The sequence below is a fragment of the Bacillus sp. AP50 genome (assembly GCF_040492675.1).
Taxonomy (GTDB): Bacteria; Bacillota; Bacilli; order Bacillales; family Bacillaceae_G; genus Bacillus_A; species Bacillus_A cereus.
Window position 1 is genome coordinate 1 of the sequence record NZ_JBEUTW010000034.1, and the last position, 18,846, is coordinate 18,846.

Genomic DNA, 18,846 nt, shown 5'->3' on the forward strand with positions numbered 1-18,846 from the left:
TCCATCAGAGAAAATTGGTTTTATGATGAACGTTTCCCGAAATTTAAAATAGATGGAAAGTGGTATTTTTCAGCGTTAGAAGTGGAAAAGTTTCTTCTTATGTAGATAAAAGAACAATGAACAATTTTAAAGAAAGAAGGGCTAATAATTATTAATTACTAATAAGATGAATGTACTACGGACCTACAGAGGTTTTATTATTTTACTTACACTTATCCATTTCTATACACACGCCAGCCATATTATTTTTTGCCCCCAGTACATTCTTTTTTATGCTTTATATAAATAAAAAAAGCCCAGGCCCCTTGATAAACAAGGTTCCTAAGGCTTTTAATAATACTCTTTGCAGAGTACCGAGATTAACGAGAGTAGAACTCTACGATTAATGCTTCGTTGATTTCAGCTGGTAACTCAGAACGCTCAGCGTGACGAGTGTAAGTAGCTTCTAATTTGTCAGCATCGAAAGTTAAGTATTCTGGTACGAAGTTGTTAACTTCGATCGCTTCTTTAACAACAACAAGGCTGTTAGATTTTTCGCGAACGCTGATAGTTTGACCAGGTTTTACACGGTAAGATGGGATATCTACGCGAGCGCCATCAACCATGATGTGACCGTGGTTTACTAATTGGCGAGCTGCACGACGAGTGCGAGCTAAGCCCATACGGTAAACTAAGTTGTCAAGACGAGCTTCAAGAAGGATCATGAAGTTTTCGCCGTGCTTACCAGGCATTTTACCTGCTTGGTCAAATGTGCGACGGAATTGACGCTCAGTCATGCCGTACATGTGACGAAGTTTTTGTTTCTCTTGTAATTGTAAACCGTATTCTGAAAGTTTCTTACGTTGGTTAGGACCGTGAGGACCTGGTGCGTAAGGGCGTTTTTCTAATTCTTTTCCTGTGCCGCTTAGAGAGATTCCAAGACGACGAGACAGTTTCCAAGCTGGACCTGTATAACGAGCCATAGTTGACTCCTCCTTTAAAAATGTTTTTATTTACGTAAAATAAAAACAGACGTAATCGATATTTACGGGCATTTTGTTTTCATGTACCTTCGCTCCAGCAGCAGGGAGTTACGAGATACACCTCCGTAGAGGAACAAAATACAAACGATAAACTCACATTACAAGGCTGCCTTTTTATTTTACACAAACGCTATTATATCTTTTACCCAGAGTTTCGTCAAGCGAGTACGTTTTTGTTTTATGCATATAAATTTTGGAAATTAATATAAGAAGGAATTTAAAACAATATAGAAGAAGAGATAGAAACACAAATAAAACGCTTACATAAAATGAAGGAAAATGTTCATCAAATTTTTATGGATGAATATGCGGCAATAAAAACATAAGGGGGATGTTTTTATGAAAAAGAAGCATATGGAGACAGCGTTAATTCATCACGGTTATACATCTGAGGAACATAAAGGAAGTTTAACACCACCTTTATTTCAAACTTCTACATTTACATTTGAGACTGCGCAGCAAGGAGAGGCGAGTTTTGCGGGAGTGGATCCATCTTATATTTACTCACGGCTTGGAAATCCAACTGTGAAATTATTTGAAGAACGTATGGCGGTGTTAGAAGGAGGAGAAGAGGCACTTGCCTTCGGATCTGGTATGGCAGCTATTTCAGCGACTTTAATCGGTTTTTTAAAGGCTGGAGATCATATTATTTGTTCAAATGGATTATACGGATGCACGTACGGTTTTTTAGAAGTGTTAGAAGAAAAATTTATGATTACGCATTCGTTTTGTGATATGGAGACAGAGGTTGATATTGAAAATAAAATTCGCCCAAATACAAAGCTTATTTTCGTTGAAACACCAATTAATCCGACAATGAAATTAATTGATTTAAAACAAGTGATTCGGGTTGCGAAGCGAAAAGGCTTACTTGTTATTGTTGATAATACGTTTTGTTCACCTTATTTACAAAGGCCGCTTGAGCTTGGCTGTGACGCTGTTGTGCATAGTGCGACAAAATATATTGGTGGTCACGGTGACGTTGTAGCAGGTGTAACAATTTGTAAAACGAAAGCATTAGCTGAAAAGATTCGCCCGATGCGAAAGGATATCGGCGGTATTATGGCGCCGTTTGATGCGTGGTTATTATTACGTGGGTTAAAGACGTTAGCAGTAAGAATGGATCGTCATTGTGATAATGCAGAAAAAATTGTATCGTTCTTAAGAAAACATGATGCGGTAGAAGGTGTTTGGTATCCAGAAGGGGAGTTAGCATCTCGTCAAATGAAACGCGGGGGCGGTGTTATTTCTTTTTCAGTAAAAGGCGGAAAAGAAGAGACGCAAGCGTTTATTAATGATCTTCACTTTATTACAATTGCGGTGAGTTTAGGAGATACAGAAACGTTAATTCAGCATCCAGCAACGATGACGCACGCTGCGATTCCAGCGGAACTAAGAAAAGAAATGGGCATTTTCGATAATTTAATACGCTTATCGGTCGGTTTAGAATCGTGGGAGGATATCGTTTCTGATTTAGAGCAGGCATTAAAGAAAATATCTACTGTTAATCAATGAAAAAAGAGTGAGCTATCGGTTTTGTACAGGACGTACTAAATCGATAACTCGCTCTTTTCTTTTTACATATGTTTTAGGAGTGTTTCCACAAACTTTTCTAAATAGCGCTGATCTACTTCATCAAAACGATTTTTTTCAGGACTATCAATGTCCAGTACACCAATGACAGCTCCTTCTTTCACAATCGGTACAACGATTTCCGAATTAGAAGCACTATCGCAAGCGATGTGACCTGGGAATTGGTGAACGTCCGCTACAAGCTGCGTTGTTTTCGTTTCAGCTGCTACGCCGCAAACGCCTCGTCCAAATGGAATGCGTACGCAAGCAGGCATTCCTTGGAACGGTCCAAGGACAAGCTGATTTCCTTCTGTTACGTAAAAGCCAACCCAATTAACGCGATCTAAAAATTGGTTTAATAATGCGGACGCATTTGATAAGTTTGCGACTACGTTTGATTCGCCAGTTAATAACGCATCCAGTTGTTTAATTACTGTCTCATATTGCTGCACGCGAGATCCTGCATAACTTTCTTTAGTAAACATGGAAACAGCTCCTTTTTTATCGAGATGTGTAAAATATTAGCAAAATACGATGTATTTCACATGACTTTGTCGATAGAAAATTAAAGGAATTTGTCTTAAAAGTCAAGAAATTTAAACTATAGCTGTTCATTGAAGGGAAGTGAGCGCATGAAGCAGACGAAACAAAAAGTAATTGATGCGGCAATATCGTTGTTTAATACGAAAGGTTATGATGGAACGTCGGTGCGAGACATTGCAAAGCGAGCGGATGTGAATGTAGCGAATATTTCATATTATTTTGCTGGGAAGCAAGGTTTATTAGAACAGCTTATTACTGATTTTTTAGAAGGATATATTCATGTGATTGAAATGTCGTTTGAACAGAGAGAGTATTTGTCGGCTAAAGATGTGATGGTGCAAATGGTGCGAGGGATTTTACGATATCAATTTGAAAATAGAGAACTAACACGTTTCTTCTACCGAGAGCTTTCGCTTGATACGACATTAATTCGTGAAGTGATGACCGTTTATTTTTCTAAAGAAAGATATTATATAGAACAAATGATTAGACAAGGACAAATGAAACAAGAATTTCAGAAAGTATCATTTACAATGTTTATGACGCAATTAAAAGGTATGATAAATATGCCGTTTTTATATCCACAATATATATCAGAAGTACTGCATTCTTTCCCGTCTGAGACATTTTTTATAGAGATGTACACGAAAGAGATTGAGCAATGGATGGAACAAGCATTATGTAAAGCGAATATGTACCATGAATGGCCAAGAGCTGTTCATATGTGAAGAATCCCCACCTAACGAACTGAGGTGGGGATTTTTATGTTTACTTTTCTTTGCCATAAATTGTTACATAATAGCGCGATAATTGTTAATGCAGCTCCAGCGATTTCAATTTTATCGACTGTATAACCTCGAAAGATAGAACCAATCAGTGCAAGGATAGGAACTAAATTCATAAATAATATGCCGTTAATAGATGAAATATAGCGATTTCCCATATTCCAGCAAAATACAGCGATAACGCCTGCGATAATCGACATATAAAAGAGTTCAAAACGAACGCTCACAACTGTACGCAGTGACGGCATAGTAACTATATTTGTGTACGTTAAGAAAGTAACAATAACGATGAGTGAAATGGAGCCAAATAAACAAGTTAATGTCGTGTACCTAAGTGGTGACCAAGATTGAAAACGAGCACCCCCGTTTGTATAAATGACCCAGCAAGTAACGCCGCATAGCATCAATATATTTGTTGATAAGTGGCTTGCAGCTCCAAATAGTAATTCAATATTTCCTTTTGAAATGACAAGCATAACACCAAGTAATGCAACGAACATACAAAGGAATGTATAGTTTTGTGGGCGGCGATTTTTCGTTATCCATTGCAGTGATAAGGCAATCAGTGGCATAAGGGATTGAATCATAGCTGCATGGATTGCTCCGGAAGGTCCGGCAAGTTGTTGTCCGTAGAAAACGAGAAAACCATACCCCGCGAAACCGACTGTCCCGTAAAAGAATAGAGAAAGTGTTCTTTTTTCTAAGCGGAGTGAAGTCTTTCCTTCAGTAATTAATAGCAAAATAAGAAAAATAATAGCTGCTGATCCATAGCGAAGCGTTGTGAAGAAGAATGGATCGATAAATTGCAGAGCATTTGCCATTACAGGAAACATAAATCCCCAGGCAGTGACGGCGAGTAAGCATAGAAAGGATCCGAGTAGCATTTGTTTTTTGTTCAAGAGTATCTTTCCCCTTTACATTTCGTTATAGTAAGTTGATGAAATAAGTATAAAGAGTAATTGTTTATAGGAGGAAATATCGATTTCTTATAACGGTTATAACTTTTTGTTAGAGGTGTGTACGATGGATTTGGAGGCAGTACGATCGTTTATTGAAGTGAAGCATACGCGAAGTTTATCAAAGGCAAGTAAGATTTTACATATATCTCAACCAGCGCTTAGTAAACAAATTCAAAAGTTAGAAGCGGATTTAGAGGTTACTTTACTTAAACGTTCTGCGCAAGGAGTAGAGTTAACGGAGGCAGGAGAGTTATTTATAAAAAGAATGTTACCAATTTTGGAGCAAATAAATGAAGTGAAAACAGAAATGAGGGGGTATCAAGAGAACCGGAAGTTTTCAATTGGTATACTACCGAGTTTAGCGGAGCATTACATATCAGAATGTAAAGATATATTAGGTGATGAGTTCGAAGTGGAATGGCAAATCGGACATACGGAAGTATTAAGAGAGTTATTTAAAGCACGGGAGATTGACGCGATGTTCATCGATTCAGTAGTAGAAGGTGCTACGTATATAAAAGAAGTGCAACAAGAGAAAATTGTTTGTGCTGTTTCAAATAATCATCCGTACAAAGAGAAGATAGTCATTCAAATAGAAGAGCTGCACAATGAAAAATTAATTGTATATCCAGAAATATGTGATGTAAGGAAAATGATTATGAACATGTTTCATGAAATAGGTGTAAAACCAACTATAGCTGTGGAAACATCTTACGCAGAACCGATGCTTGCAATGGTAAAAGCTGGCCTTGGTATCACGTTACTTCCAGAAAGGGCAGTAGAGCAGTCTGTAAGGCAAGGAAATGTACATGTAATTTCTGTTGAACCACCACTCATGCGGAAAATTTATTTCGTATCCCATACGAAAGATTGTTTGTTATTACAATCATTTGAGGATAGGTAGTGAGGTAGGCGGAATATTGAGAAAGATTACAATCACATTGAAAGAAACATGAAATTTTAAAAAAAACTAGGTCAAAAACAAACCATTACATGGTATGATTAGTACATTGTTAGTTGTTAAATATAGGGGAATTCCCTTTTTATACATAATGCCTTCCATTTCATAAACGGAACGGACAAAAAAAGAGATATAACTAGGAGGCTTTTTTGCATGGATTCTATCCTGACGATCGTTATCATTGTAGTAAGCTCTATTCTAGTGCTGCTCATGATAGAGCTTGTGATAAGAAATCGTTCATATAAAGATATTGAAGCACTGGAGCAGTGGAAACAAGAGATAAAAGATAAACCTGTGGCAGATGAACTAAAACGGGTAAAAGATTTAAACATGACGGGTCAAACAGAAGAACTGTTTGGTAAATGGCGTGAAGAATGGGATGAAATTGTATCAACAACCCTTCCGAAAGCTGACAAAGATTTAGCGCAAGCGCGAAAATTCGCCTCGCAATTCTCCTTCCGAAAAGCAAAGCATGCGATGAACGAATCCATAAGTGGTTTAGATGACGCTGATAATCGTATTACGGACATTTTAAATGAATTACAGCAATTGTTAGAAAGCCATGAGAAAAATAGCTCGGAAATTGAAGGGTTACGTGATACATATCGTAGTATGAAAAAGAGTGTTCTTGCTCATAGACATATGTATGGAGCAGCAGAGCAGAAAATCGAAGAGATGCTAGACGCTGAATCTGAGAAATTTAAAACCTTTGAAGAAGCAACAAACAATGGCGACTATTTAAAAGCGAGAGAAATTGTTATTAGTTTGGAAGAAGGTTTAGCAGATTTAGAAATCATTATTCACCAAATTCCAGATTTATTGGTAGAGTGCCAAGCGACGTTACCAGTTCAGCTGGAAGATTTATTACACGGACATAATGATATGGTAAGACAAGGTTATGTATTAGATTATTTGGAAGTCCCTAAAGAAGTTCGCGATATGACGAAACAACTACAAACATGTTTAATGGATATACAGGAGCTTCATATAACAGAAGCGGCTGAAAAAGTAGAAAACTTAAAAACACGTTTAGATGGCTTCTACGATCAATTGGAACAAGAAGTACATGCGAGACATTATGTGGAGCAAAAAACACTTTCTGTTTACGATGACTTAGAAGAAATGCGTATCGAAACGATTGAAACGAAAACAGAAACACAACTTGTGAAACAAAGCTATCAGTTACAAGATAAAGACATTGAGTCTCAAAAAGTAATTGAAAAGCAAATGCACATTTTAACGAAACGTTTTGAAATGCTGCAATTACGCGTTGCAGAACAAGATATTGCCTTCTCTATTATTCGTGAGGAACTAGAAGAGGTTTATGAGCAATGTGAAACGTTAAAAGTACTTCATGCAGAATATAAAGAAATGCTGCAAGCGATGCGCAAAGAAGAATTTGAAGCACGTGAGAAGTTACAAGAAATGCGAAATATTATTTTCGAAACGAAACGCTTTATGCAAAAGTCGAATTTGCCAGGTCTTCCAGAGAGTATTATGGAAGATTTAAAAAGAGGGCAAATGGCAATGCAAGCTGTATATGAACAATTAGAAGTGAAGCCGTTAAATATGAACGCTGTAAATAGCAGTTTAGAAGAAGCATACACAACTGTGAACGGTGTAGCTGAAATGACAGAAGAGTTAATTGGACAAGCATATTTAGTGGAAAAATTAATTCAGTACGGTAACCGTTACCGTAGTCATGATGAAAACCTAGCAGAAAGTTTAAATTATGCTGAGAAATTATTCCGTGAATACCAATACGATGCAGCTTTAGAACAAGCGGCTTCAGTATTAGAGCAACTTGAACCTGGCGTTGTTCAAAAAATAGCTGAATATGTAGACAATGAACAAACCCTTTCATAAAAGGGTTTGTTTTTTTATGTAATTTTGCAGGCGATGTTGCTATAATGAATAGCGGAATACAGCAAGGTTATTCGTTTCAAAATAAAGTGAAACTGTAATCGGTGGGAAGATTCATCCCCACTGATTACTAGCCTTCACCAATCGGGCATTTACGGGCAGTTAATCTCCCATCTAACTTCTTTGCTCTAACTGGATTTTGAGGTGAGAGTCTTATTGCCCGTTAACGCGGGATAAAGTGAAACTGTAATAGGAGGGCATCCTCGCCAATTATTAGCCTTCACCAATCGAGATAAAACGGAACCTTTGCGTAGTCTTAGCGTAATGACACGTATTTATGATATGATTATACGATGTGATAGCGCTGAAAGGGGAAGAACGATGATCTATTTTGATAATAGTGCGACGACTAAGCCATATCCAGAAGCTCTTCAATCGTACGTGACGGTTGCTGGGAAATATTTTGGTAATCCTTCTTCTATTCATTCGCTTGGAGGAGAGGCAGAGCGTCTATTAACACAATCAAGAACGATTGCAGCGCAGCTTCTTCGTGTTAAACCTTCTGAAATTATTTTTACATCAGGTGGAACGGAAGGAAATAACCTTGCGATTAAAGGGATAGCGATGAGGAATCGTTCGCGTGGTAAACATATCATTACAACAAATATTGAACACGCGTCTGTGTTTGAAGCATATAAGCAATTAGAAGAACTCGGGTTTGATGTAACATACTTACCGGTTAACGAGCATGGTGTTGTATCGGTAGAAGATGTGAAACGAGCGCTTCGTGAAGATACGATTCTTGTGTCAATTATTCATGTGAACAACGAAACTGGAGCAATTCAACCCGTTGCTGAAATTGGAACGTTATTATCGAATCATCCGAAAATAAGATTCCATGTAGATCATGTACAAGGGATAGGAAAAGTACCGCTTGATTTATATGCTTCTCATATTGATCTTTGCTCAATATCTGGACATAAATTCCACAGTGTAAAAGGAACAGGTCTTCTTTATGTACGCGATGGCGTAAGATTAGATCCGATTTTATCAGGTGGTCAACAAGAGCTTAAGTATCGCTCTGGTACAGAAAATTTACCTGGCATTGTAGCGATGGTGAAAGCACTTCGCATGACAATGGAACAAGTGAAAGAAAAGGTAGCTCATTTGCAAAGTTTACAAGCAGAGCTTGTTCGTTTCTTTAAAGAGATGGAAGATGTAACGATTAACACGTCGCTTGCATATGCAGCACCGCACATTTTAAATGTATCATTTGTTGGTTTAAAACCAGAAGTAGTCGTTCATGCTTTAGAAGAACACGGTGTATATGTGTCAACGAAATCTGCTTGTTCTTCAAAAGCAAATGAAGTGAGCAGAGTGTTAGTGTCAATGGGAGTGCCGCATGCAGCAGCTGCAAGCGCTATTCGTATTAGTTTGGCACCAGAAAACACAATGGAAGAAGTAAAACAATTTGAAGGTATTGTAAAAGAGACGCTGCCAAAATTATATGAAGTGATGAGGTAAAGAAATTATGTTGAAATATGAATATATTTTAGTGCGTTATGGAGAAATGACGACAAAAGGTAAGAACCGTTCTAAATTTGTAAGCACATTAAAAGATAACGTGAAGTTCAAACTGAAAAAATTCCCAAATATTAAAATCGATGCAACACATGACCGTATGTACATCCAATTAAATGGCGAAGATCATGAAGCGGTATCTGAAAGATTGAAAGATGTATTTGGTATTCATAAGTTTAACTTAGCGATGAAAGTACCATCAGAATTAGAAGACATTAAAAAAGGTGCATTAGCAGCTTTCTTACAAGTAAAAGGCGATGTGAAAACATTTAAAATTACTGTACACCGTTCTTATAAGCATTTCCCAATGAGAACGATGGAATTATTACCTGAGATTGGTGGACACATTCTAGAAAATACAGAAGATATTACTGTAGATGTTCATAATCCAGATGTAAATGTACGTGTAGAAATTCGCAGTGGTTATAGCTACATTATGTGTGATGAGCGTATGGGAGCTGGCGGTTTACCAGTTGGCGTTGGCGGAAAAGTAATGGTACTTCTTTCTGGTGGTATTGATAGCCCAGTAGCAGCTTACTTAACGATGAAACGTGGCGTATCTGTGGAAGCAGTTCACTTCCATAGTCCACCTTTCACAAGTGAGCGTGCAAAACAAAAAGTAATCGATTTAGCGCAAGAGTTAACGAAGTATTGTAAACGAGTAACGCTTCACCTTGTTCCGTTTACAGAAGTGCAAAAAACAATTAATAAAGAAATCCCATCTAGCTATTCAATGACGGTTATGCGCCGTATGATGATGCGTATTACAGAACGTATTGCTGAGGAGCGTAACGCACTTGCAATTACGACTGGTGAAAGTCTTGGGCAAGTAGCAAGCCAAACGTTAGATAGTATGCATACGATTAACGAAGTAACAAACTACCCAGTTATTCGTCCGCTTATTACGATGGATAAATTAGAGATTATTAAAATCGCTGAAGAAATCGGCACGTATGATATTTCAATTCGTCCATATGAAGATTGCTGTACTGTATTTACACCAGCAAGCCCAGCGACGAAGCCGAAACGTGAAAAAGCAAATCGTTTTGAAGCGAAATACGATTTCACACCATTAATCGATGAAGCTGTAGCGAACAAAGAAACAATGGTATTACAAACGATAGAAGTAGTGGCGGAAGAAGAAAAATTTGAAGAACTTTTCTAAACCATAAATTACCATATCTAAAACGTGTATGAAGTCATGTTATTTATCACACTCTATACTCACAAGGAGGTGATATAACATGTCACGTAGCACAAATAAATTAGCGGTTCCTGGTGCTGAATCAGCATTAGACCAAATGAAATACGAAATCGCTCAAGAGTTTGGTGTTCAACTTGGAGCTGATGCAACAGCTCGCGCTAACGGTTCTGTTGGTGGTGAAATCACTAAACGTCTAGTTTCACTAGCTGAGCAACAATTAGGCGGTTACCAAAAATAATCCCATATGATGGCTTAGAAAGAGCGGGTTCTCCCGCTCTTTCTTTTTTGTGTTGCCATTTGTCGGTAAGTTGATGTAATTTCATTTAGTAATTCGACAGAACTGAAAAATTTGTCAAAAGAAGAGGGTTCAAAATTAACAGAAAATTCTTTATTATATAAAGGAGGCATAAAGAAAAGGGAGGATATTTTATGAAGCGAGAAGAATTGTTGGCGCCACCGTCTTATAATTTAGTTTCTGAAATAGAGAAATATACGGGTGATAAAGGGAAATTAGCTTTAATTTGGCAAGATGATAAAGGGAATCGAAGGGAAGTTACATACGCTGAATTAATGCAAGGTGCGAATAAAATTGGAAACGCTTTTATAAAAAGTGGTTTGCAAAAAGGGGACAAGCTTCTCATTATGATGCCGCGTTTAATTGAAGCGTACATGACGTATATTGCTGCTATTAAAGCAGGATTTGTCGTAATTCCAAGCTCGGAAATGTTACGTAAAAAAGATATAGAATATCGAATTGGACATGGAGAAGTAAAAGCGATAGTAAGCTATGAGCCGTACATTAGGCAGTTTGATGATATAGAAGCGATGGAATCTCTTCGAAAATTTGTCCTGAGCGAGCAGTCAGTAGATGGATGGATTAATTTAAAAACAGCGTTAGAAACAGAGAGTGACATGTTAGAAATGGCGAAGACAGATAAAGAAGATATGGTCTTTTTATCTTACACGTCAGGAACGACAGGAAATCCAAAAGGTGTCGTTCATACACATGCTTGGGCATACGCTCATTTACGTACGAGCGCTCCAAATTGGCTCGGAATTGAAGAGAATGATATTGTATGGGCAACAGCTAGTCCAGGCTGGCAAAAGTGGATTTGGAGCCCGTTTTTAGCAACGCTAGGATCAGGGGCAACAGGGTTTGTATATCACGGTAAGTTTGAACCGAAAACGTACCTAAACTTATTAGACGATAATAAGGTGAATGTACTTTGTTGTACACCGACTGAGTATAGATTAATGGCAAAGGTAGAAGATTTAAGTCAGTACAATTTAGAGGCATTACATAGCGCTGTATCAGCAGGTGAGCCGTTAAATAGAGAAGTCATTGGAACGTTCCAAAAGCACTTTCATATTACAGTGAGAGACGGCTATGGGCAAACGGAAAATACATTACTTGTTGGTGTAATGAAAGGGATGGATATTAGACCAGGTTCAATGGGGAAACCAACGCCAGGTAACCACGTCGATATCGTAAATGAGGAAGGTACTCCAGTTAAAGTAGGCGAAGTTGGTGATATTGCAGTTCACATTGAAACGCCGGCCCTCTTTAAACAATATTACAAAGACGATGAACGTACAGCGATGCAATTCCGCGGTGATTATTATATTACAGGTGATAAAGCGAAGAAAGATGAAGACGGCTACTTCTGGTTTGAAGGGCGCGGTGATGATATCATTATTAGCTCTGGTTATACAATCGGGCCGTTTGAAGTAGAGGATGCACTTGTAAAACATCCTTACGTAAGAGAATGTGCAGTTGTCGCAAGTCCTGATGAAATTCGTGGAAGTGTCGTGAAGGCATTTATCGTATTAAGAGAGAATATAGAAAAGAACGAAGAAACATTAATTCCAACACTCCAACAACACGTCAAAGAACTTACTGCACCATATAAATACCCTCGCAAAATTGAATTTGTAGATGAACTACCAAAAACGATTTCTGGAAAAATTCGCCGTATTGAACTTAGAAAACAAGAGATGGAGATTCCGTCAAAATAATTTTGAAAACAGTGAAGTAAATAGTTGAATGAAATGCAAAACAATGATAATATAAAAACGAACACAAGTTCGATTTTATAAACTTAAAAAAGAGGTGTCCGTATGATTTTAGGTATTAATCCGTACTTAGTTTTAGATGGTAGTGGGCAAGAAGCTGTACAGTTTTATAAAGAGGCTTTAGATGCAAAAGTAGAAGTCATGCAAACTTTTGGTGACATGCCTGAAAATCCAGAATACCCGATTCCAGCTGAAGCGAAAGAGCGCGTTTTACACGCTACTTTAAAAGTTGGTAATACGGATCTTATGATTTCTGATACATTCCCAGGTCAAGGACATGCAATCGGATCTCAAGTAACAATCGCAATTCAAATTAGTAATGCAGAAAAAGCAAAAGAAGTATTCGATAAGTTACAAGAAGGTGGAGAAGTTATCATGCCACTTCAAGAAACATTCTGGAGCCCAGCATACGGACAAGTAAAAGATAAATTTAATATTGAATGGCAAGTTACAACGTCTACTACTGAACAAAAGTAATTTTTAGAAAAGCACCATGTTTTGAACTGGTGCTTTTTTTTTATACAATAAAAAATAAAGGAGATGGGATATATGGGAGAAATTTGGTATGGCGGCACCATTTACACAATGAGAGAAGAAAATGAAAAAGTGGACGCTGTTTACGTTGAAAACGGCATAATTGTTGATGCTGGTAATAAGGGAGAATTAGAAAGCAGATATTCAAACGTAAAGTTACATGACCTAAAAGGAAAAACAATGATTCCAGGTCTCGTTGATAGCCATATGCATCTTATTGGGCATGGAGAGAGATTACTCCGTCTAGATTTATCAAATTGTACATCTTATAGCGAAGTACTGGCTCTCGTTCAGAAGCAAGTGGAAGAAGCTCCAAAGGGCTCTTGGATTATTGGAGAAGGATGGAATGAAAATAACTTTACAGATACGAAAGATGTTCACGCGCGTGATTTAGATGAAATTTCGAAAGACCATCCTATTTTATTAAAGAGAGTTTGTCGTCACGTTACATGGGTGAATTCATACATACTGCAAGAAGCGAATATAACAGAAGCGACAGAAGATCCAAAAGGCGGGAAAATTGGCAGAGATTCATCAAATAAGTTAACAGGACTTTTATATGAACAAGGGCAAGAATTAATTAAACATGTTCAGCCAGAAATTGATGAAGCTTATTTACAAAGAGCTCTGCAAACAGCGATTAAAGATTGCTGGAAATACGGACTTGTTGGCGGGCATACGGAAGATTTAAATTATTATGGTGGTTTTAGAAAAACGCATAATGCGTTTTCTCATGTGATAAAAGAAATGCCATTTAAAGCCCATTTGCTCGTTCACCATGAAGTAGCACATGAACGAAAAGAATATGAAAATGAACATTATATTGAATTTGGGGCAATGAAAATTTTTTCTGACGGTTCTTTTGGCGGAAGAACAGCATTATTAAGTGAACCGTATGAAGATGCGAAGGAAACGAATGGGGTTGCGATTTTCTCATGTGAAGAACTTGCAGAATTAGTGAAGAAAGCACGAGATTTACATATGCCAGTTGCGATTCATACTATCGGTGATTTATCGCTTGAATATGTCATTGATGCACTCGAATTATATCCACCAGCAAAAGGGTTACGTGACCGCATTATTCATTGTCAGCTTGCTCGTGAGGAGTTAATTGAAAGAATGAAAAACTTGCAAGTCATTATAGATATACAGCCAGTCTTTCTTTCATCAGATTTTCCGTCAGTCATTGAAAAACTAGGAGAGCGCCGTCTTCGTTATGCGTATGCTTGGAAGACATTACTGGAAGCAGGGCTACATTGTAATGGTGGCTCAGATGCCCCCATTGAACAAGTAAATCCGTTTCTAGGTATATATAGCGCTGTTACACGTAGAAGTTTTATTGACGGTGTATGCTATATGCCTGAGGAAAGATTAACGGTATATGAGGCTGTTTCTTTATTTACAACAGGAAGTGCCTATGCAATTGGAAAAGAAGCGAAGCGAGGGCAAATTACAAAAGGATATGAAGCAGACTTTACAATATTAGACCGCAATATGTTTGAAATTGAGGCAGAAGAAATAAAAGAAGTAGAAGCAGAAATGACCGTAATAGATGGCCAAGTTGTCTATAGAAAAGATGCGTAAAAATATATGAGCGATTTTCGGAATATATCGACTGTAACTCGAAATATATAAGCGATTATTGAAATATATCTACCGTAACTCGAAATATATAAGCGATTATTAAAATATATCGACTTACCGACAAAAACTGACAAGAATAACGGGTGGATAGTAAGAGAGTATTGTCCGCGCCAATCGGGGTAAATAAATAACCGCAGAATTATGGAATTCCATAATTCTGCGGTTATTTTAATCCTATAAAAACGTTCTCTGTACTTTTTCCCAGAAAGAATTGTTTTTTAATTTAACTGTTTTAATTTGTTTATCGCTTAAGCGTACAACAGCTTTTTCCACTTGTTTAATGCTAAGCGCTTCGTTATCCATGCCGATAACAGGATAATCGTTACCGTCTGGTCTTAGTTTTAAAGTTAATGTACGTTCGTGATTTAAAATGAAAGGTGAACCGAGCGTACGGTAAGTGTTGTTGTTTAAAGATGCTAGTTCGCTTACTTGGAAACATGGGATAAGCGGGTCAACAACTGCACCATGCAATGATTTATTGTAAGCAGTACTTCCTGTTGGGGTAGAAACTACTAAACCGTCCCCTCTAAAAGTTTCGAAATATAAATCATCAACGTGAACATCTACAACGAATGTTTTAATAATGCTAGAACGTAATGAGAACTCATTTAAACAATGGAAAGATGTACTGCCATCTACATCTACCTGAATTGTTGGATATTTACGCACTTCAATTTCATTTTTTGTAATTTCTTGAAGGGCTGTATCAACGTGATCAATATGGAAATCGCAGTAGAAAGAAATTTCATCTTTCGTAGAAATCCCTGCGTATAAACAATCTTCTCTAAAACCAGTTTTACGAACGGCTTGTAAGAAGGTTGCATCATCTCCAACACTGACGATAGCGTTTGCATTTTTTGGATGATCTAATATGGTAAATCCATTCTCTTCTAAAATACGATAGATTGGTGTCATTTTTTCAACGAGCGTTGCTTTGTCATCACCATAAAAGAAAAATAAATTGCGACGATCTGCCATTATGTATCCCTCCACTGCAGTTAAATTTTCTGTTTTTCGTGCTACATATCATTAGAGTCCGTTCCCTGATGATATGTTCAAATAATATATTTCGATATAAATTGTCAAAATACCTTTTTATTTTTAGAAAAATTTTTATATTCAATCTTATAGAACTCTGTTTAATGATGAATAAAGTTGTCGATAATGGGTACGGAGTGAAAGGATGATACGTATGAAGTGGTTCGTAATTGGAATAATAATTCTTCTTCTTTTTATTTTGTTTATACTATTGTCGAAAATAAAGCTTAAGGTGACATTTTTATATTCAGAAATGGAAAAGCAATGTTTGCTTCAAGTGAAAATATGGATGATTCGATATACATTTGATGTGTTGGAAAGAATTGAAAAACAGCAGAAAAAGACAGGACAGAAAATCAAAAAAGCTGAAGAGGACGGCGGACTCGATAATAAAATTATGGCGCAACTTGACAGCATTGGTGAACTGATAAAAAAGCTTCAAGAAGTTCATACTATTGTTAAAGATTTTCTCAAACGAGTGAAAATCAATGGTTGGAAATGGCATACACAAATTGGAGCAGGCGACGCAGCTAGTACTGGAATTGTCACTGGATATGCATGGGGGACAAAAGGTATGGCTGCTGGAGTTGTCGGACAATATATGCATATTGTCGATGTACCAGAATTTGAAATTACTCCTGTTTTTCAAGGGAAAGGATTTGCGTCAAGATGTGAGTTAACAGCATCTTTTCGTATATTCCGCACTATAAAAACAGCGGTGAAATTGCTCATATTTATGAGGAAGCAAAGATCTGGTATGACAGAAAAATCTGTTCAAGCATAGGGGGGATATAGAATGGACCATCCAATTCAAGGTTTAATGACAACAGCAATGCAGCATTTAAAACAAATGACTGATGTAAATACAATTGTTGGTGACCCAATTAAAGCGGCAGATGGAAGTGTAATTCTTACTGTTTCGAAAGTAAGTTTCGGATTTGCTGCTGGTGGAAGTGAATTTGGTAAAGTAGAACATTCAGGCCGCCATCCATTTGGCGGGGGAAGTGGTGGAGGAGTTTCTATTAATCCTGTTGCTTTTCTTGTTATAAATGGAGATGGTGTGAAAGTATTGCACTTAGATAAACAAACACATGTCATCGATAAAATAATTGAATTAGCGCCACAAGCTGTTGATAAAGTGAAAGAAATGATGGATAAACGAAAAGAAGATGATCCTGAATTTCAAATTTAACGAATAAAGAAGCTAATCAATAGGTTAGCTTCTTTAATTTTTTTGTAAATAAAGCGATTTTATTTGCATTATCGATAGGGACAAACTATCATTTACATTGTACATATTTTGTTTAAATAAGGGAGGATTTTCAAGTGGCAAACGTAACTTTTAAAGGTAATCCAATGACTTTAGTTGGAACAGAAGTTAAAGTTGGCGATCAAGCGCCAAACTTCCAAGTATTAGCAAACGACTTATCTCCAGTAAGTTTAGAAACATACAAAGGCGAAGTGAAATTAATTAGTGTTGTACCTTCAATCGACACAGGTGTGTGTGATGCACAAACACGTCGTTTTAACCAAGATGCAGCAGGTATTGAAAACGCGAAAGTATTAACAATTAGCGCTGATTTACCATTCGCTCAAAAACGCTGGTGTGCAGCAAACGGTTTAGAAAATGTTGTAACACTTTCTGACCACCGCGACCTTTCATTCGGTGAAGCTTACGGCTTAGTAATGAAAGAACTTCGTTTACTTGCTCGTGCAGTATTCGTAGTAGATAGCAATGACAAAGTAGTTTACGTAGAATACGTAAGCGAAGGTACAAGCCATCCAAACTATGAAGCAGCATTAGAAGCAGCTAAATCTGCGAAGTAATGTGAAGAAAATGACCTCTTATAAAGAGGTCGTTTTTTCTCATATATTGCTCTGTAACGGCATCGATATATGAGAAAAAACGTTATATCATATATAACTAAAGGGGAGCTCTTTACAGGAGGTCGCTTTTTCTTTTTGGAAAAAATCACTTTGTGGTATGATATAAGTTATGTGTAAAAGAGAGAAGGAGGAATGTACGTGAGTCAGACAGTAGAAACATTATTTTCTATTTTTGATTCTTCTGCGGTAGTTTTACGTAAAGAATTAGATGTAACATATTTAGAGGCGCTTGTAGAAACAGGTGATAACTTGTTTGAGGGAGCGATTTTACAAGAGGAATTATCCGAATCAGCAATTGAAAGGCTGAATCGTGAATATAGTACGTTTAATGAAGAAACATATAAAGGTGAAGAAATTCGTAAAGCATTTCAGTTAGCCATCTTAAAAGGAATGAAAGAAGGCGTACAAGCGAATCACGAAATGACACCTGATGCAGTTGGGATGTTCATGAGTTACTTATTCCATAAATTTATGCAAGGTCAAAATGAAATTACAGTTTTAGATCCTGCAATTGGAACAGGTAACTTAATGACTACAGTGTTTAATAGCGCTAAAGAAGGACTAACAATGAGTGGATTTGGTGTAGAAGTGGATGAAGTGCTAATTAAACTTGCTTTAGTAAATGCAAATTTACAAAAGCATGCAATCGAATTCTTCCATCAAGATGGACTAGCACCACTTTATATCGATCCAGTTGATGCAGTCGTTTCAGACTTACCGGTTGGTTATTATCCAAACGAAATCGGTGCAAGTGAATATAAATTAAAAGCAGATGAAGGAATGTCGTATGCCCATCACTTATTTATTGAACAAAGTGTGAAACATACGAAAGAGGGCGGTTACTTATTCTTCTTAGTACCAAACTTCATTTTTGAAAGTGACCAAGCACCGAAATTACATGCATTTATTAAAGAAACATGCTTTATTCAAGGGTTATTACAGCTTCCTGTTTCCATGTTTAAAAACGAGAAAAATGCAAAAAGTATATTTGTTCTCCAAAAGAAAGGCGCTAATGTAACAATGCCAAAACAGGCGTTATTAGTGGAGTTGCCTAAATTCTCTAACATGAAGGCGATGGAAGACATTATGGATCAATTAAATACTTGGTTTGCAACACATAAATAAAGCTAGGTATATGTAACAGCATTAGTGATTTATGTAGTACAGTTTTATATAATAT

Annotated in this window: 18 protein-coding genes; 14 read left to right on the forward strand and 4 right to left on the reverse strand. The window is 37.1% G+C overall.

Annotation, left to right across the window (positions count from 1 at the left end; genetic code table 11):
* Nucleotides 1–359: 359 nt before the first annotated feature.
* The gene (gene rpsD / locus ABWK52_RS04465; RefSeq protein ID WP_000135317.1) at nucleotides 360–962 is read right to left on the reverse strand and encodes a 30S ribosomal protein S4; all 603 of its coding nucleotides are present in this window, start codon (nucleotides 960–962) and stop codon (nucleotides 360–362) included.
* 399 nt (nucleotides 963–1,361) lie between these two features.
* On the opposite strand from rpsD, the gene megL reads away from it, so the two are divergent.
* Nucleotides 1,362–2,537, forward strand: a complete 1,176-nt coding sequence (gene megL / locus ABWK52_RS04470; protein WP_000726606.1) for a methionine gamma-lyase — start codon at nucleotides 1,362–1,364, stop codon at nucleotides 2,535–2,537.
* A 62-nt stretch (nucleotides 2,538–2,599) separates the two neighbouring features.
* Here the strand turns inward: megL and ABWK52_RS04475 are convergent, their stop codons facing one another.
* Nucleotides 2,600–3,079, reverse strand: coding sequence for a GAF domain-containing protein (locus ABWK52_RS04475; RefSeq protein ID WP_000494340.1), 480 nt, complete (start codon nucleotides 3,077–3,079; stop codon nucleotides 2,600–2,602).
* Between the two features lie 147 nt (nucleotides 3,080–3,226).
* Here ABWK52_RS04475 and refZ point away from each other — a divergent pair, with 147 nt between their 5' ends.
* Entirely contained in the window at nucleotides 3,227–3,865 is a 639-nt protein-coding gene (refZ, locus tag ABWK52_RS04480) for a forespore capture DNA-binding protein RefZ (protein WP_000814921.1), read from the forward strand.
* An 11-nt stretch (nucleotides 3,866–3,876) separates the two neighbouring features.
* On the opposite strand, the gene ABWK52_RS04485 is transcribed toward refZ, so the two are convergent.
* The gene (locus tag ABWK52_RS04485) at nucleotides 3,877–4,821 is read right to left on the reverse strand and encodes a DMT family transporter (protein ID WP_002101415.1); all 945 of its coding nucleotides are present in this window, start codon (nucleotides 4,819–4,821) and stop codon (nucleotides 3,877–3,879) included.
* Nucleotides 4,822–4,945: 124 nt separating this feature from the next.
* Between ABWK52_RS04485 and ABWK52_RS04490 the strand changes: the two genes are divergently transcribed.
* The 8 genes from ABWK52_RS04490 to ABWK52_RS04525 all read left to right on the forward strand — a co-directional run bounded on the left by ABWK52_RS04490 (nucleotide 4,946) and on the right by ABWK52_RS04525 (nucleotide 14,681).
* A complete protein-coding gene (locus ABWK52_RS04490) occupies nucleotides 4,946–5,785 on the forward strand; it encodes a LysR family transcriptional regulator (RefSeq protein ID WP_000362532.1) in 840 nt (279 codons plus the stop codon).
* 210 nt (nucleotides 5,786–5,995) lie between these two features.
* The gene (ezrA, locus tag ABWK52_RS04495) at nucleotides 5,996–7,708 is read left to right on the forward strand and encodes a septation ring formation regulator EzrA (RefSeq protein WP_000377299.1); all 1,713 of its coding nucleotides are present in this window, start codon (nucleotides 5,996–5,998) and stop codon (nucleotides 7,706–7,708) included.
* 378 nt (nucleotides 7,709–8,086) lie between these two features.
* Nucleotides 8,087–9,229, forward strand: coding sequence for a cysteine desulfurase family protein (locus tag ABWK52_RS04500; RefSeq protein ID WP_000638991.1), 1,143 nt, complete (start codon nucleotides 8,087–8,089; stop codon nucleotides 9,227–9,229).
* A gap of 7 nt (nucleotides 9,230–9,236) precedes the next feature.
* Nucleotides 9,237–10,451: a tRNA uracil 4-sulfurtransferase ThiI gene (gene thiI / locus ABWK52_RS04505; RefSeq protein WP_000922340.1), complete on the forward strand. Its 1,215-nt coding sequence runs from the start codon at nucleotides 9,237–9,239 to the stop codon at nucleotides 10,449–10,451.
* A 79-nt stretch (nucleotides 10,452–10,530) separates the two neighbouring features.
* A complete protein-coding gene (locus ABWK52_RS04510) occupies nucleotides 10,531–10,728 on the forward strand; it encodes an alpha/beta-type small acid-soluble spore protein (RefSeq protein WP_000091640.1) in 198 nt (65 codons plus the stop codon).
* Nucleotides 10,729–10,919: 191 nt separating this feature from the next.
* Entirely contained in the window at nucleotides 10,920–12,506 is a 1,587-nt protein-coding gene (gene mbcS / locus ABWK52_RS04515; RefSeq protein WP_086408637.1) for an acyl-CoA synthetase MbcS, read from the forward strand.
* Between the two features lie 102 nt (nucleotides 12,507–12,608).
* The gene (locus ABWK52_RS04520) at nucleotides 12,609–13,040 is read left to right on the forward strand and encodes a VOC family protein (RefSeq protein ID WP_000600350.1); all 432 of its coding nucleotides are present in this window, start codon (nucleotides 12,609–12,611) and stop codon (nucleotides 13,038–13,040) included.
* A gap of 72 nt (nucleotides 13,041–13,112) precedes the next feature.
* Nucleotides 13,113–14,681, forward strand: a complete 1,569-nt coding sequence (locus tag ABWK52_RS04525; protein ID WP_061654597.1) for an amidohydrolase — start codon at nucleotides 13,113–13,115, stop codon at nucleotides 14,679–14,681.
* 234 nt (nucleotides 14,682–14,915) lie between these two features.
* On the opposite strand, the gene ABWK52_RS04530 is transcribed toward ABWK52_RS04525, so the two are convergent.
* Complete coding sequence (locus ABWK52_RS04530) at nucleotides 14,916–15,719, reverse strand: NAD kinase (RefSeq protein ID WP_098508110.1); 804 nt, start codon at nucleotides 15,717–15,719, stop codon at nucleotides 14,916–14,918.
* A gap of 205 nt (nucleotides 15,720–15,924) precedes the next feature.
* On the opposite strand from ABWK52_RS04530, the gene ABWK52_RS04535 reads away from it, so the two are divergent.
* The 4 genes from ABWK52_RS04535 (at nucleotide 15,925) to ABWK52_RS04550 (ending at nucleotide 18,791) form a co-directional block, all read left to right on the forward strand.
* Nucleotides 15,925–16,563, forward strand: coding sequence for a DUF2953 domain-containing protein (locus tag ABWK52_RS04535; protein ID WP_098508112.1), 639 nt, complete (start codon nucleotides 15,925–15,927; stop codon nucleotides 16,561–16,563).
* 12 nt (nucleotides 16,564–16,575) lie between these two features.
* Nucleotides 16,576–16,971, forward strand: a complete 396-nt coding sequence (ytfJ, locus tag ABWK52_RS04540) for a GerW family sporulation protein (protein ID WP_000350003.1) — start codon at nucleotides 16,576–16,578, stop codon at nucleotides 16,969–16,971.
* A 134-nt stretch (nucleotides 16,972–17,105) separates the two neighbouring features.
* Entirely contained in the window at nucleotides 17,106–17,606 is a 501-nt protein-coding gene (tpx, locus tag ABWK52_RS04545) for a thiol peroxidase (protein ID WP_000024529.1), read from the forward strand.
* Nucleotides 17,607–17,804: 198 nt separating this feature from the next.
* Complete coding sequence (locus ABWK52_RS04550) at nucleotides 17,805–18,791, forward strand: class I SAM-dependent methyltransferase (protein WP_000084367.1); 987 nt, start codon at nucleotides 17,805–17,807, stop codon at nucleotides 18,789–18,791.
* Nucleotides 18,792–18,846: the final 55 nt, after the last annotated feature.

Coding starts and splice junctions, on each gene's coding strand:
- ABWK52_RS04520 (WP_000600350.1), top strand. CDS start 12,609: ATGATTTTAGGTATTAATCCGTACTTAGTTTTAGATGGTAGTGGGCAA.
- ABWK52_RS04500 (WP_000638991.1), top strand. CDS start 8,087: ATGATCTATTTTGATAATAGTGCGACGACTAAGCCATATCCAGAAGCT.
- ABWK52_RS04490 (WP_000362532.1), top strand. CDS start 4,946: ATGGATTTGGAGGCAGTACGATCGTTTATTGAAGTGAAGCATACGCGA.
- thiI (WP_000922340.1), top strand. CDS start 9,237: ATGTTGAAATATGAATATATTTTAGTGCGTTATGGAGAAATGACGACA.
- ezrA (WP_000377299.1), top strand. CDS start 5,996: ATGGATTCTATCCTGACGATCGTTATCATTGTAGTAAGCTCTATTCTA.
- mbcS (WP_086408637.1), top strand. CDS start 10,920: ATGAAGCGAGAAGAATTGTTGGCGCCACCGTCTTATAATTTAGTTTCT.
- ABWK52_RS04530 (WP_098508110.1), bottom strand. CDS start 15,719: ATGGCAGATCGTCGCAATTTATTTTTCTTTTATGGTGATGACAAAGCA.
- megL (WP_000726606.1), top strand. CDS start 1,362: ATGAAAAAGAAGCATATGGAGACAGCGTTAATTCATCACGGTTATACA.
- ABWK52_RS04535 (WP_098508112.1), top strand. CDS start 15,925: ATGATACGTATGAAGTGGTTCGTAATTGGAATAATAATTCTTCTTCTT.
- refZ (WP_000814921.1), top strand. CDS start 3,227: ATGAAGCAGACGAAACAAAAAGTAATTGATGCGGCAATATCGTTGTTT.
- ABWK52_RS04525 (WP_061654597.1), top strand. CDS start 13,113: ATGGGAGAAATTTGGTATGGCGGCACCATTTACACAATGAGAGAAGAA.
- ytfJ (WP_000350003.1), top strand. CDS start 16,576: ATGGACCATCCAATTCAAGGTTTAATGACAACAGCAATGCAGCATTTA.
- ABWK52_RS04475 (WP_000494340.1), bottom strand. CDS start 3,079: ATGTTTACTAAAGAAAGTTATGCAGGATCTCGCGTGCAGCAATATGAG.
- ABWK52_RS04510 (WP_000091640.1), top strand. CDS start 10,531: ATGTCACGTAGCACAAATAAATTAGCGGTTCCTGGTGCTGAATCAGCA.
- rpsD (WP_000135317.1), bottom strand. CDS start 962: ATGGCTCGTTATACAGGTCCAGCTTGGAAACTGTCTCGTCGTCTTGGA.